The sequence below is a fragment of the Paenibacillus sp. R-74696 genome, from assembly GCF_055814915.1.
This window is the reverse complement of record NZ_JBPULM010000017.1, coordinates 374,247-388,828: the sequence shown is the minus strand read 5'-3', so window position 1 is coordinate 388,828 and position 14,582 is coordinate 374,247. Positions and strand designations below refer to the sequence as shown.

At 46.6% G+C, this 14,582-nt stretch carries 13 protein-coding genes; 10 read left to right on the top strand and 3 right to left on the bottom strand.

Features of this window, described 5'->3' with window-relative positions; translation table 11 throughout:
• Positions 1 to 50 precede the first annotated feature (50 nt).
• Both ACSR9A_RS04200 and ACSR9A_RS04195 read left to right on the top strand, forming a co-directional pair.
• Positions 51 to 1,817: a sensor histidine kinase gene (locus ACSR9A_RS04200; RefSeq protein ID WP_473755822.1), complete on the top strand. Its 1,767-nt coding sequence runs from the start codon at positions 51 to 53 to the stop codon at positions 1,815 to 1,817.
• Positions 1,817 to 3,499, top strand: coding sequence for a thiamine pyrophosphate-binding protein (locus ACSR9A_RS04195; protein WP_473755820.1), 1,683 nt, complete (start codon positions 1,817 to 1,819; stop codon positions 3,497 to 3,499). The genes ACSR9A_RS04200 and ACSR9A_RS04195 overlap by 1 nt, the downstream gene beginning before the upstream one ends.
• 113 nt (positions 3,500 to 3,612) lie before the next feature.
• Here ACSR9A_RS04195 and ACSR9A_RS04190 read toward each other — a convergent pair whose 3' ends face one another.
• Positions 3,613 to 5,592 (bottom strand): methyl-accepting chemotaxis protein, encoded by a 1,980-nt coding sequence (locus ACSR9A_RS04190; RefSeq protein WP_473755819.1) that lies wholly within the window; start codon positions 5,590 to 5,592, stop codon positions 3,613 to 3,615.
• A 559-nt stretch (positions 5,593 to 6,151) separates the two neighbouring features.
• Between ACSR9A_RS04190 and ACSR9A_RS04185 the strand changes: the two genes are divergently transcribed.
• The 7 genes from ACSR9A_RS04185 to ACSR9A_RS04155 all read left to right on the top strand — a co-directional run bounded on the left by ACSR9A_RS04185 (position 6,152) and on the right by ACSR9A_RS04155 (position 11,672).
• Positions 6,152 to 7,126 carry a ring-cleaving dioxygenase gene (locus ACSR9A_RS04185; protein WP_473755875.1) on the top strand — a complete coding sequence of 325 codons (975 nt, stop codon included), beginning with the start codon at positions 6,152 to 6,154 and terminating at the stop codon, positions 7,124 to 7,126.
• A gap of 90 nt (positions 7,127 to 7,216) precedes the next feature.
• On the top strand, positions 7,217 to 7,465 hold the full coding sequence (locus ACSR9A_RS04180; RefSeq protein WP_473755818.1) for a hypothetical protein: 249 nt from the start codon (positions 7,217 to 7,219) through the stop codon (positions 7,463 to 7,465).
• A gap of 195 nt (positions 7,466 to 7,660) precedes the next feature.
• Complete coding sequence (locus tag ACSR9A_RS04175) at positions 7,661 to 8,236, top strand: sulfurtransferase TusA family protein (RefSeq protein ID WP_473755817.1); 576 nt, start codon at positions 7,661 to 7,663, stop codon at positions 8,234 to 8,236.
• A 56-nt stretch (positions 8,237 to 8,292) separates the two neighbouring features.
• A complete protein-coding gene (locus ACSR9A_RS04170; protein ID WP_473755874.1) occupies positions 8,293 to 9,411 on the top strand; it encodes an MBL fold metallo-hydrolase in 1,119 nt (372 codons plus the stop codon).
• Between the two features lie 96 nt (positions 9,412 to 9,507).
• A complete protein-coding gene (locus ACSR9A_RS04165) occupies positions 9,508 to 9,981 on the top strand; it encodes a DsrE/DsrF/DrsH-like family protein (RefSeq protein ID WP_473755816.1) in 474 nt (157 codons plus the stop codon).
• Between the two features lie 68 nt (positions 9,982 to 10,049).
• A complete protein-coding gene (locus ACSR9A_RS04160) occupies positions 10,050 to 10,316 on the top strand; it encodes a metal-sensitive transcriptional regulator (protein ID WP_473755814.1) in 267 nt (88 codons plus the stop codon).
• A gap of 222 nt (positions 10,317 to 10,538) precedes the next feature.
• Positions 10,539 to 11,672, top strand: coding sequence for a rhamnogalacturonan acetylesterase (locus tag ACSR9A_RS04155; RefSeq protein ID WP_473755873.1), 1,134 nt, complete (start codon positions 10,539 to 10,541; stop codon positions 11,670 to 11,672).
• Positions 11,673 to 11,714: 42 nt separating this feature from the next.
• Here ACSR9A_RS04155 and ACSR9A_RS04150 read toward each other — a convergent pair whose 3' ends face one another.
• On the bottom strand, positions 11,715 to 11,912 hold the full coding sequence (locus ACSR9A_RS04150) for a tyrosine-type recombinase/integrase (RefSeq protein WP_473755813.1): 198 nt from the start codon (positions 11,910 to 11,912) through the stop codon (positions 11,715 to 11,717).
• A 319-nt stretch (positions 11,913 to 12,231) separates the two neighbouring features.
• Here ACSR9A_RS04150 and ACSR9A_RS04145 point away from each other — a divergent pair, with 319 nt between their 5' ends.
• A complete protein-coding gene (locus tag ACSR9A_RS04145) occupies positions 12,232 to 12,930 on the top strand; it encodes a hypothetical protein (protein WP_473755812.1) in 699 nt (232 codons plus the stop codon).
• 610 nt (positions 12,931 to 13,540) lie between these two features.
• On the opposite strand, the gene ACSR9A_RS04140 is transcribed toward ACSR9A_RS04145, so the two are convergent.
• Complete coding sequence (locus tag ACSR9A_RS04140) at positions 13,541 to 14,494, bottom strand: DMT family transporter (RefSeq protein WP_473755811.1); 954 nt, start codon at positions 14,492 to 14,494, stop codon at positions 13,541 to 13,543.
• Positions 14,495 to 14,582 lie beyond the last annotated feature (88 nt).

Genomic DNA, 14,582 nt, shown 5'->3' with positions numbered 1-14,582 from the left:
ATGGATGATGTGAAGTGATGGAATTAAAGAGCTTCAAGAAGCTATTTCATATGACCAAAATTATCAATTCGCAATATGAGCAGTCTGAAATTTTGCAAGTGTTCGTTGATGCAATAGCAAGTGAAATTACCCAGGCCGACCTAGTTGGCTTTTTTCTCAAGCAGCCAGATGGAACGTACAAGGGCTACAAAGGCAATAAAATGCCTGTTGATATAACCGAGTTAATCATTGATCCATCCAAGGATGCTTTCGTACACGATATTATGCAAAATCGGACAATTGGCTATATTCCTGATACGAGCAAAGACAATCGCATTGACGATGCGAAAAAAAATCTGCTGAGCATCAAGTCGATTCTGGGGATTCCGGTTATTGTCGATGATAAAATATTCGGGCTTGTGTTCGTTCATGACTTTGGCAAGCCAATGAATTTAACACAGGAGCAGATGGACGTAACAGAAGCGTTCGTCAATATGGCCAGTGTGGCGATCCGCAATTTGCAAATGTTCGAGCAGTCGCAGGAGCTGCTGGAGAAGCAGCAATTGCTGCTTGATGCAACGAAGTCGCTGTCCAAGTCGCTGTCCGTGCGTGAGGTTTTAAAAACCTGCTTTTATTATATGCAGCGTGCCAGCGGCTCGGATGATGTTGCCCTTCATCTGTTCAATGAGAAGGATCGGACAGTCGAGCCCTTCCATCTCTCTTCTCTGAATGTGAAGGAAGAGGACTGGCGCGGGAAGCATCGCGATGTGATCAAGCTGAGCATCGACAATGACAAGCTGTTTTACGAAGTCATTATGCACAAACGGGCGATCTTCATTCCGGACGTTTTTGCGGACGAGCGCCCTAATCATACAGCATGTGAGATGTTCGGAATTAAAAGCTTGCTCGCTATTCCGCTAGTGGCCAAGGGCAGCGTATTTGGTATTATTGCGATTCCATCCATTCATAAGCCTACAGAGTACGAGGAAGGCAAAATAGAGTTTTGCCATTCCATTGCCGACGTAACTGCTACGGCTTTGTCTAATGCCCTGCATACTGAGCATTTGGATCAGGCAGTAAGTGAACGCTCGATGGAGCTGCAGCAGGCGAACTTCAAGCTGGAGGGGCTTGTCAAGGAGCTGGAATACTTAAATGAGCTCAAAAATGATTTCATTGCAACGCTGTCCCATGAACTGAGAACGCCAATCACTGCAATCAAGGGCACCGTCGATATATTGGGCAAAGGGCTGCTTGGCCAATTAAACGATGCGCAGCATGATTTGCTCGATACGGCGGGCAGGTCCATTGAGCGTTTATTGAACCAGGTAAATGAGCTGCTTGATTTTGCCAAGATGGAAAATGGGAAATTTGAGCTCTGCTATAAGGTTGTTGATTTCAATGATTTAATTCATGAGGCCGCACGGATTGTCCAGTCGCTGGTCAATAAGAAGAAAATCAACCTGGAAATAGAAATTGAAGAGACGGCCGATATGATTATTCAGGCGGATCGGGAACGAATTTTGCAAATATTGCTGAATTTGCTGTCCAATTCGGTGAAATTCACGCCACAGCAAGGGCAAATTACGATTCGCGCTTCCTCCGACGATGATCATTTAAAGCTGGAAGTCTGCGACAATGGCATCGGCATACCGCTTGAGAAGCAAAAAAACATTTTCACGAAATTTTATCAGGTTAATAATCAAATTAATGGTACGGGGCTGGGTCTTGCTATCTCCAAGCAGCTGATTGAGCTGCATGGCGGTCAAATCTGGTTTAATAGCAATGAAGGAGCAGGCTCTATATTCACGTTTATGCTGCCAAAAAGGGGGCAGAGATAATGCGTGCTATCGAAGCGGGTCTGCGCTTTTTAATCAAGCAAGGGGTTAAACATATATTTGGCATTCCTGCTGGTTCGATAAATGCCCTTTATGATTGTTTATATGATTTGCCAGAGCTGCAGGCAGTAGTAGCCAAGCATGAGACGAGCTCCGGCTATATGGCGGCAGCTTATGCGCGCATCACCGGCATGCCGTCGGTATGCGTAGGCTCCAGCGGTCCGGGCGCTACTAATTTGGTGACACCAGCAGCCAATGCATGGAAAGAGAAGCTGCCGGTCATCTTTATCTCCGGCTCGGTGCCGTCGCCTAAGCTTGGCAAAGGAGGCGCACAGGAGCTCGGAGCTGATCCGATTTTTGCTCCTGTCACGAAGCTCAGCCGAATGGTAATGAATGCTGAAGAGCTGCCGGGAGCTATTGCTGAGGCGTATTGGACGGCGATTAGCGGGGTTCCAGGACCGGTACATCTGTCCATACCGATCGACCTGCAGATGACCGATATAGGGGATATGGTGCTGCCTGAGCTGCCGTCGCTACTGGAGCAGCTGGCTCTGGTAGACAAAACGCTCATGGATGCGACATTGGAAGCGGTGCTGCAAGCTGGCGAGCGCGGGGCCTTATTGCTCGGTCATGGAGCGAAAAGCGCCCAGGCTGAAGTGCTCGCATTTGCGGAACAGACAGGCTGGATGGTCGCCACGACACCGCGGGGAAAGGGAGCTTTCCCTGAAGACCATCCGCAATCGCTTGGCGTCTATGGCCTGTCCGGCAATGATAAAGCAATTGAATTTCTAAACAGCGATGGCCATAAGCTTATTATGGTACTGGGCTCAAGCCTTGGCGAACTTGCCACCTGCAATTGGGAAGCGAGACTGACGGCGGGCAAGCAGCTCGTTCATATCGATTTTGATGAGCAGGAGCTTGGTCGCTGCTACGAAGCGGACTTCGCCCTGCACGGTGAGATTGCTCCTGTAATGCGCCAACTGAGCGCGGGGCTTGCGCAGGCAGGAATCGGCTTGAGCGCAGGGCGGAAAATGCTGCTGGAGCAGCTGCATTTTGCCCGCTTAGAGGCGGCGGCCGATGCTTTGGAGATGGAGACGTGGAATACACGTACTGCGATTCGTATGCTTGGGGCAAACGCGCCAGAGCAAACCCGCTTTTACATCGATATTGGCGAGTTCATGACATATTCCATTCAAAATTTGCTCATTCGTGAGCAGCAGCAATTCGATATTAATATTAATTTTGGCGGTATGGGCTCAGGCATAGCGGGCTCGCTAGGTGCAAAGCTCGCGGAGCCTGAGCGTCCAGTCCTTTGCATCACGGGGGACGGCTGTTTTTTCATGCATGGCCTTGAAGTCATGACAGCAAAGGAATACGGCCTGCCAATCGTTTTCGCTGTCATTAACAACGCCCGTCTGGGCATGGTCTATCATGGTCATATGCTGCAATACGATCGCTGTCTCAGCGATTTCTCGCAGCAGCGCGTCAGCATTGCAGCAGTCGCCCAGTCGCTTGGCATTCGCCATATGCAAGTCGAGTCTGTGGAGCAGCTTCAAGCCGAGCATGTTCAGCAGTGGTTTGCCGAAGGCGTAAGTGGACCTATCGTCGTAGAAATTGTCGTGGATGGCAATGAAATTCCGCCAATGGGCGAACGAGTAAAGTTTTTGCAAGGGGCGACGTATTAAAGCTTCAACCAGGGAGCCCGCTATTATAATAATAAAGCCTGAGAAGGCTGTCACATGATGGTGACGGCCTCCTCAGGCTTCTTTTTATGCAAATCTATGGTGATCGATGTTCGTTAAATTTTAAACTTTTTCACTTCTTCAAACAATGCATTGGCATGCTGTGTCAGCTCATTCGAACGTTCGGAAATATTCGAAATAAACTCAAACTGCTCCTGCGTTGAGGAAGCAACTTCTTCCGTCGAAGCCGCGCTTTGCTGCGACATGGCGGCAACACTTGCAATGACTTCAGAAATTTTGCCGGCATTATCATCAAGCTCCGCCGTCGAGACGGAGACGGCTCGAATGTGGCTGCCAATTCCATCGATGGATTGCCTAATCCGCTCGAATGAATCCCGCGTCTCATTAACCGCTGTTACCTGCTGATCCACAAAACCTTCCGCATGGGACACCTCGCTTACGCTCTGACGGCTTGCTGCCTGGATTTCGTCCAGCAGCACAATGATGTCTCCAGCGGAGCCGGAAGACTGCTCAGCAAGCTTCCTGACCTCATCTGCCACCACCGCAAACCCGCGTCCATTCTCGCCAGCCCGTGCTGCTTCAATAGCCGCATTCAAGGCGAGCAAATTGGTTTGGGAGGCGATGCCGCGAATAACACCGACGATGACTTCAATTTTTTGCGATTTATCGGCAAGGAGGGCGATAGACTCGCCAACGCGATCAATCGACTTGCGATTGTCCGCGGCGAGCTTCACCTGATGGTCCACGGCCTGCAGGCCTTCCTGCATCGCCATTCCTGCTTCATTCATCATCGCAACGGATTGTTCCACACTGTGGCTGATGCCTCGGGCAGATTCACTCATTTCAGACAGCCGCTCTGAGCCTGCATAGACAGAATCGGCTTGCGAGCTGGAGCCTTTGGCCAGCTCTTCTGTAGCCAAGGCGATTTGCTGAGATATTCGCTGCGTATTATTCGTATGTTCGTCCATTTCAACGGAGACGCTGTGAACCTGGCCCGCAGATTCGGCAACCTGCTTGAGCAGAGCGCTTAATTTATCTGACATGAGATTAAAGGCTGTGCCCAGCTCAGCAAATTCATCCTTGCCTTTAATGGAGACCCTGCCCGTAAAATCGCCTTCCGACATTTGCTGGGACGTTGCCCGCAGCCTATGCAGCGGCTTGGCGAATTGCGTGGCAATAAAGTAAGAGGCAGCCATGACGATAAGCAAGGTAGCTAAAATAATGATCATATATTGATTGCGGAGCTTGAAATAATCAGCAAAAGCAAGCTTTTCCGAAATGACTGAGCCTACAATCCAGCCGGTGCTTGGTATTTGGTTGTAGTAAAGCAAATAGTTTTCACCTTCAAAGCTGAAGGACTGCTGGCCGATCACATTGGCTTGCATGCCTACAAGGAGCGGCTTCAGCTCGATATTTTCCGCGGCGGACGTATTTACCTGCTGTTCATCAGGATGAGCCAAAATCATGCCCTTCTTATCCAGCAAAAATGCATAGCCGAGCCCGTCCAAATTGATTTTACCTACCGTTTCCGTAATGGTCGAAAGCAGGAGGTCACCTGCAACGATGCCTTTAATACCGCCATTTTTTTCGTTTACCGGCATTGCAATCGATACGGCATATTGTTTAGACATCATATCTTGGTACGGATCGGAAAAGATGAGCTTGCTGGCTTGCTTTGCCTCCATATACCATGGACGCTGGCGAGGATCGTAATCCGCATCTGGTGTCCAGTCAGAGCCATTCATAAATGTGCCATCCGATTCGTAGCCAAAGTAAAAGTCGGACATGCTTTCCTTATTCGTACCAAGGTTCATAATTGAAAAGTAATTTTCAGTAAGCTCGCCCTCTGGTATGCCTTCCTGAATAACAAAGCCGAGCGTTTCAACTACTTTCGCATTGCTGCTTAGCCAGCTGTCCAGTTGGTTAGCAGCGGAAGCCATCGTGCCTACGAGCTGGGCATTTACCCCACGAGAAGCCTGTTTCTCAATGTGATAAAGCCCAACCACGACTAATGGGGTGGCTGCAAAAATAACCGTTAGCACAAACATCAACATTAATTTCATTTTGAGTTTCATTCAATCACCCCTATAGAATTAGCAAATTTGTGAATCTGTTACTTAAGGACTATATCGTCAAATCAATTTATAATTTTAAGACTAATGATAAGATGATACTGAATTTTACTAAAATTTTACGATAGAACTGTAGAAAAGGATAATTGTCCCATTTTTAGATCGCTTATAGCGTATTCTTGCTGTTGGTAAGGGGGCATATTGGACAAAACTGCCGCATACCTATAAAGTGGGAGCGAAGTTTCAAGCCACTTGAAGAGGAGAAGCCGGAACGAAGGAGCATTTTGAACAGCAATGGAGGTATGAAAATGAGCGCTGAGCTACTCATTCAATTACTCGTGCTTGTCATCATGATCATCGGGCTGGCGAACAAATCGGGAGACTCCTGAAAGCACAAAGCTTATGGAGGAAGGAAAGCCGGAGCATGCGAATGTGCAGCTCCGGCTTTTTGGCGTGTTTATCGGCTAGCTCGCAAGGACAACGGGGAAGACTTGCTTTCCTAACCGAAAGGTTATATACTTACAAATATAAAGTTACAATATAACTTGAAAGGGTGTTTATGATGAACGTAAAAGGAATCCATCATCTATCTGCCATGACAGGCAGCGTATCCTTAAACTACAACTTCTACACGCAAGTGCTTGGCATGCGACTGATTAAAAAAACAGTAAATCAGGACGACACATCTGCTTACCATCTCTTTTATGGCGATGAAAGAGGCAATCCGGGTACAGAATTGACGTTTTTCGATTTTCCCGGCATTGGCAGCAACCGCCCTGGCGTAAGCAGCATATCCGGCACTTCCCTGCGGGTAGCGAGCGACAAGGCGCTGGAATATTGGCTCCAGCGCTTTGACCAGCATGAGGTTAAGCATTCAGAAATAACATCGTTTGCCGGGCGCAACGTTATCTTTTTTGAAGATCCAGAAAGGCAGCAGCTTGCCCTTGTATCTGATGAAACGAACAGCGGTGTTGCAGCCGGAACACCTTGGGATCGCAGCCCAGTGCCGGTAGAATACGGGATTACAGGTCTCGGCCCTGTAAAACTGACTGTTCGCAAGCCTGATTCAACCGTTGCTGCTCTCAAGCTGCTCGGCTTCAAAGAAACAGGGCGCGTTCCTGCCCTCGACGAAGGACAGGATGATATTATCATTATGCAGGCTCATGAGGGCGGCTCGGGCTCTGAAGTACAGGTAGAGCCGCGCAGCGATTTATCGGTTGCTGGCCTTGGCAAAGGCGGTGTTCACCATGTAGCTTTCCGTGTAGAGGATAAGGAAGAGCTTATGGCGTGGATCGACGTACTGAATAAGGCAGGCTTGCAAAACTCCGGCTTCGTGGAACGCTACTACTTCCGTTCGTTATATTTCCGCGAGCCGAATGGCATTTTGTTTGAATTGGCTACAGACGGTCCAGGCTTCGTAACGGACGAGCCTTTCGAGACCCTTGGCGAATCGCTTGCGCTTCCTCCGTTTCTGGAACCGCGCCGCGAAGCCATCGAAGCGCGGCTTAAACCCATTGATACGACGCTTAAGGCTTAAGTACTAACGAAATGAGGCTTGCCGAGTTGTCATTGTTCTCCAAATTCTTTTATACTAATGTATAAAGCGAACGGAATGGGGGGAAAGGCTTTGAAGCTGACTGAAAATGCGGTACTAATCATTGACGAGGAAGATGTTTCCGGTATGTATTGTTATCGCGACCGTGACGGTATAGAATTCATTGATGGCTTTAAATTTGAATTGCAGCTTCAGGATATTGTCGTTAAGCAGGGAAGCATTGCCTCTGTGCAGTTTCCAGAAGAATTGTACAATCAACCTGAAGATATCAAGCAGGCTGTATATACGGCGATTAAGGAATTGGAGCGAGAAAATGGGTAATTACTTGCCCAAAACCTAATAATCACGAAAATAATTTATTAGGTTGGATGGAGCATTCGGAAGCATTTCCGGATGCTCTATTTTATTTTGCGTGTAAAACGGGGATTGACATTTCAATGCGGTCTATCTATTATTATACCCATAGGGGTATATGTACCCGATATTTGTATCATCAAATTTATGGAGGTTTTTCTATTGCCGCAAGTAGACGAAATTAAAGCGAATTATCAGCTCGATTGCAAAGGACTTGCCTGCCCGCTGCCTATTGTACGCACGAAAAAAGCAATGAATGAGCTAGCAGAGGGGCAAGTCATAGAAGTCCAGGCTACTGACAAAGGCTCTCTAGCGGATCTCCAAAGCTGGGCACGTACGGTAGGTCATCATTATTTAGGTACTGTTCAACAGGGCGATGTACTGAAGCATTATTTGCGGAAGCTTAGTTCAGGCGAAACGGGAGACACAGCTGATTTTGCTATAACCATTAGCAACGAAGAGCTGGAGCGATTGCTTGTAGAGGACAGCGGCTTGGTGCTCCTAGACGTACGAGAACCCGCTGAATATGCCTTTGGCCACATAAAGGGCGCAGTATCGCTGCCGCTTGGCGAACTGGAGCAGCGCTTAGAAGAGCTTGACCAAGCCCAAACCATTTATATGATTTGCCGCTCCGGCGTTCGCAGCGGTCTCGCTTGCAAGCTTCTGACCAGCAAAGGTATGGTGAAGGTGGTTAATGTAGTTCCGGGAATGAGCGGTTGGCAAGGCTCGATCATTTAGGCTGGCATTTGGAGAAGGAGTGAATGAGATTGACAAAGCAAAAAAAGGTTACAGCAATGACTAGCGAGCAGTTGGCGAAATACATCTTGAAGAGGCAGTCTTTATGGATTTTGGACGTTCGTAATCACGAAGACGCTGCCGATTGGAAGGTGGAAGGTGAGGCGTTTCAATATGTAAATATTCCGTATTTTGAACTGCTTGAAGGGGTAGAGGCTGCGCTTGAGCAAATTCCTGCCGATGAGGAAACACTTGTCGTATGTGCCAAAGAAGGCTCATCGATTTTTGTCGCTGAGCAGCTCGCCGCATGTGGCAGACTAAATGTCCATTATTTGCAGGGTGGAATGAAGGAATGGAGCGAATATTTGCATCCGGTAAAAATCGGAGATTTGCCAAGCGGGGGACAGCTGTTTCAATGGGCCCGATTGGGAAAGGGATGCCTGTCCTACATGATTGTATCGCAGGGTGAGGCGGCAGTAATCGATGCTGCCCGAATGATAGACGTTTATGAACGGCTGGCTGGTCAACTGGGCATTAAAATTACGAATACAATAGATACGCATTTGCATGCCGATCATATTTCTGGAGGAAGAAGGCTAGCCGAAGCGAATGGAGCAACATATTGGCTGCCGCCGAAGGATGCGGAAGAGATAAGCTTCGCCTATAACAGGCTGGACGAATCCTCTGCAGCGGCTCACGGCATAATGGAACTAATAAGACCGCTCTATTCACCAGGTCATACGATTGGCAGCACCTCACTCATTGTGGATGATACGTATTTGTTAAGTGGGGATATTTTGTTTATTTCCTCGATCGGGCGGCCCGATCTGGCTGGTCAAGCTGAGGATTGGGCTATGGATCTGCGCCATACCCTGTATGAAGGTTATAGGCAGCTGGCAGAAACGCTAATCGTACTTCCCGCGCATTTTGGCCATATTTCTGAGCTTGGCGAGGGCGGAATGGTTTCAGCATCGTTAGGCGAGCTATGTCTTCATAACCCTGGACTGCAAATAAGCGATGTGGCTGAATTCAGACATGTGGTTACCGATTTTCTGCCTGCGCAGCCCCATGCGTACAAAGAAATACGCCAAGTGAATATGGGGAAGTTGCAGCCGGATGTAGACGAGCAGCGTGATATGGAGCTGGGCCCTAATCGGTGCGCCATTCACGATTCATAAATAAAGGACTAAGAAGGCTATATTTTTTTGTTTTTTATATACCTATAGGGGTATTAGTATATAGCGGCAATTGAAAAGGAGTGGACGTTAAAACCGATGGCAGAGAAAACGACGATTGTATTGTTTAGCGGCGAGTTGGATAAAGCGATAGCTGCGTTTATTATTGCGAATGGGGCAGCGGCTTATGAGCATGAGGTAACGATTTTTTTCACCTTCTGGGGGCTTAATACGCTTCGTAAAGAGGAGTACATTCAAACCAATAAGGGCTTTTTGGAAAAAGCGTTTGGATGGATGATGCCCCGCGGCTCCAAGCGATTAGGGCTTTCGAAAATGAATTTTGCCGGATTGGGGCCAAAGATCATTCAGCATTTGTTGAAAAAGCATAATGCGCTCTCGCTGCCTCAGCTTATTGAGCTTGCCCAAGAGCAAGGCGTCAAGCTCGTCGCCTGCACGATGACGATGGAGCTTCTTGGTCTGCAAGAGCAGGAGCTAATGGATGGCTTGGAATATGCAGGCGTAGCCGCTTATTTGGGCGACGCAGCAGAAGCCAAGGTCAATTTGTTTATATAGAGGATGATTTAAGCTCCCGATTGCTTTATAATACCTGTACAGATATAGGAATGAACGGAGGGTATGTTATGGATTATGAATACACAGATGAGATAAAAAAGCGGCTGCGCCGAATAGAGGGACAGGTTAGGGGAGTGCTCCGCCTGATGGAGGAAGGAAAGCCATGCAAAGATGTCGTCAGCCAAATCTCCGCTGTCCGCAATGCGTCGGATAAGGCGCTTGCCCAAATCGTCGCGGAAAACTTGCAAAAATGCATCATGGAAGAACAGGAAGCAGGAAGAGATCCGGGCAAGCTGGTACAGGAAGCAGTAGAATTGCTTGTCAAAAGCCGTTAAGCGAAAATGGACAGGAAGCTCGCACTAGCGGGCTTTTTGTCACGCAAGGAGAAGGGAATATTATTTTTTTTTGTAATCATGTAGAAAAAGAAGGGTATTTATGGTAAAGTCTCCTTGTGACCCATTTTTGAATACGCTTTCATTACAGCGTATCTATATGGGACAACCTATTAAAGAGGAGGAAGTGAAGTGACAAAGAAACGATGGTCAAAGGCTTTTTTAATGTGCTTGGCTTTTACTTTGCTGCTTGGCGGGATAAGCTTGGGGCAAGGGGAGAAGGTTAGTGCAGCGGACAATTATAAATTTGATTTCGGCAATAGTGGTGTGGCCTCCGGCTACATTGGCGTCTCTGCTACGCTCGGCTTTTCGGCTTCGACGGGCTACGGCTTCAATACACCAGCCAATATGCAAAATGTAACCGCTTCCGGAACGGGCGTAGGCAGTGATGCGGTACGCTTCCTTACATTCGGTACGAAAAGCACAAATACGTTTAATGTAAATTTGTCGAACGGCCTCTACGAAGTGAAGGTCATGCTTGGTAATACGTCGAGAGCAAGCGTGGCCGCAGAAGGCGTTTATCAAATTATGAATATGACAGGCAACCATGCAACGGACTCTTTTCAAATTCCAATTACCGATGGGCAGCTTAATATTCTGGTAACAGAAGGCAAGGTCGGCACAGTCTTTACGCTCAGCTCACTGGAAATTACGAAAATTTCAAATAATCCGGTTACGAAGCGGACGATTTATATTGGCGGCGATTCTACGGTCGCGAACTACTATCCTTTGGCAAGCAGCATACAGGGCGGCTGGGGACAAATGTTGAAGCAATATGTTAACAGCAGCACGTTTCAGGTACGGAATATGGCGACAGGTGGACAATTCGCGAGAGGGTTCCGGGATGATGGACAGCTGGAAGCGATTTTGAAATATATTAAACCGGGCGATTATTTCATTCTCCAGTTCGGCATTAACGATACTACCGCAAAAAATGCAACGACCGAAGCGCAGTTCAAGGAGATTATGCGCGATATGGTTACCCAGGTCAAGGCGAAGGGAGCGACCGTCGTCCTTTCCACGCCACAAGGCCGGGCAACTGATTTTAATGCGAGCAATGTCCACAACTCAACGGGCAGATGGTACAGAGCAGCAACAATGGCGCTTGCTATCGAAGAAAATGTGAAGCTCGTTGATCTCAATGTGCTTAGCTCGGCGTATTTCACCTCCATCGGCCCAGCAGCAACTTTGAACCTGTACATGACAGGAGATTCGCTGCATCCCAACTATGCGGGTGCCCAGAAGCTGGCTCAACTTGTGAAAAATAATCTCAGCAGCCAAGGCTTGAGCGGCTTTTAAGGAAATAGCGGGCGTGCTAGCGAGAACTTCGCTGCATGCCCGCTATTTTTCTAACTCCGCTTGCAGTTCCGCACGAGGCGCCTTGACGTAAATTATCGTTGTGTCCAGACTATCGTGTCCCATAATTTGTGCCAAGCGGTGCAACGTGGTGTTTTCTGCCATCGCATACTCGAACCGGTGCCGTAGATCGTGGGTGCTCAATCCTTCTAGGCGAGCCGATTTCATGTATTTTTGAATCACATGGCGTAAAGATGTTTATTCCGTTTTCCAGAACGAACCGTAAGCTGACCGCTGCGAATCCTGGATTCCAACACGGCTCACTCGAAAAAACGTTTCAGGGTAATAAGCCGTCGGTTAATGGTCGGCTGTCTCAAACCAACCGATAAAAGGTTTCAAGTAGCTTGCGTACTCCTTTAGTGTTTTGGGATTCAAATCTTCGTGGGTGGTGAGATCGAACAACAAGTTAACTCGCCAAATCTCAAAATTTGCTATTTTTTCTTTTATTTGGTATGATGGTGTGATAATAATCCCAAATATAAAATGAGGAAAAAATTAAAAGATGAAGCTAAAAAAATCTATCGTTATGCTTACATCAGCTACATTATTAATGTCGAGTTTTCCTTTAACCGGATTTTCTTCAGAAAGTAATGTTGCGAAAACCATCGCACCAATCACCCAGCAAACAAACACCGGCAATTATTATGCTACTTTTGATCAAAAAACCAAAGACTTCCTCGATACGTACACGAAAAGCGGAGTAGCAAAAGAATTCTCCGAAAAAGATGGTAAAATAATTATACTACATGACAATACCGAATACTTGAAATCAGCATATGGGTTAACTGATGAATATGTTTCTTTATTAAGAAGGTTAGTTAGTGATGCAAATCAAAAAAATGTACTGTCGAAAACTCCTGTAAGTGGAAGTGCCCTCGCAATGGCTTCTGATTCAACTGTTTCACCAAATCTTCACGTAAGTGACTGGAAAATCTATTTTAATCAAAACGACATCCAACAGTATCTGTTTGTAGCAGCAAGTATTGGTGTTCCAGCGTTTATTATTGCATTGGAAGGTATTTCTGTAATATTAGGTCCTGCTGGCCCTATTCTCACTACAGTTTTAACAATAGCTGGATATGGTGGAATGGCTAATCTTTGTTACCTGATTATACAATCAAAATATAATAGTCAAAGTGGAGTTTATTTCGGAATCTCTTGGAATGGAATCTTTCCAAATCTATCACAAGGAACATGGTAATATGACGCGAGATTATAGTAAGTTGAAGGATACTGAACGGAAATTACAAAAATTTTCAATCGTTTCGTTCGGATTATTATATGGTCCACTATTCGGCTATTCTCTCAACAAAGACGCCTATTATTTCTGGCTTATACTCGCATTCATTGGCAGTATATCTTTAGTACTTAAAATAAGGATGATCAGACCAGAAATGAGATTCAAAATCGGCCTTTACGAGATTATTTTTACCGTAGTGTTGATCGTATGGATTTTCTCCGAAGCAATCAATATTCCTATAATTATAAAACAATTTGTATTTTTTGTTATTGTTGGCGTAGCAGGCTATAAATACTTTAAGTTGCTGTACGATGGTAAACTTGCAATAGAATCAAAGTAAATGAAATGAACTGACCGTAAATGAACTGCACCCCAATTATTAGACATAAAAATCTAATAATTGGGGTGTTTCATCATGAAAAAATTTACCGCAGATGAAAATTGCAACCCGGTTAATCCTTGGTTTCGAATGTGCAGGCTCAGCGCCTTTATGAACGAAATGGCTATTTGCAAGATACAGAGTATAAGCATTATTATTTAACGTTATAAAGTAATTAGTTAATGCCATAAACTATTTCGAAACGGTAGCCTCGCTGCCATAGGACGGCAACAGCCGTTTACGCTTACGGCCCAGCAGATTAGTGCCGACTACCCCCGCAATAATGAATAGGGAACCGATCACATGATACATCGTCAGCTCTTCACCGAGGAAAAGGGCACCTCCTGCCATAGATACAATCGTCGATAAATTGGTAAATACACTCATTTTCGATGCCTCTATTCGCCCTAAAATGTAATTGGACGTCAGAGAAGTGATGAGCGAGGAGATGACTCCTAGATAGAAGATGGATAGCAGGAAGGACCCGCTGCGCAGCGGCGTAAGGAAGCTGCCCATCGTCCCCGAACCCATGTGCTGTACCAGCGATATCGTGAGAAAAACAGCAAAACCAATCCCGAGCATCAAATATGTCAGTTCTGCCGGGCTAAAATGCTTGGAAAGCGAGCGTGCCAGTACGCTATAGCCGGCAAAAGCGAAGCAGGTCAGAAACAGCAGGAAAATACCGAGCATATTAGATAAATCGATGCTGCTGCCCTTCATCAAGAAAATGAACACAACACCAAATACCGAGAGGAAAATGGATAGCTTTTGCAGCAGGGTTGTCGTTTCTTTCAGGAAAATGGCCGCGATTATCATTGTAACAACAGGCGTAAAGGCATATAAAATGCCGCCTTCAGCGGAGCTTGCATGCAGCAGGCCAAAAGCCTGAAGGGTGAAAAAACCGAGCGGATACATCGCTGCCAGCAGAAACGCTTTAACTAGGGGCTTGCCGCGATAATTCAGCTTAATCATGCCCAGTGCTACAGGGATCGTCATGATGAGGAACGAAAAAGCAAACCGGAACGTGAGCGTATCCAGCGGCTGGGCGCTTCCGAGCGAAAGCTTGGCAAATAAAAAGGAGAAACCGATAATGACGGCATTTAATACAGCGAATATATAGGCGAGCTTAATACTTTTTTCTTTCATAGGTATAACTTCCTTCCTTGGCTTAGGCGAGGTCGTGTTCGCGAACGTCTCATCTTGTTAAATTAAAGATAAAGCATTTGGCAGTCCC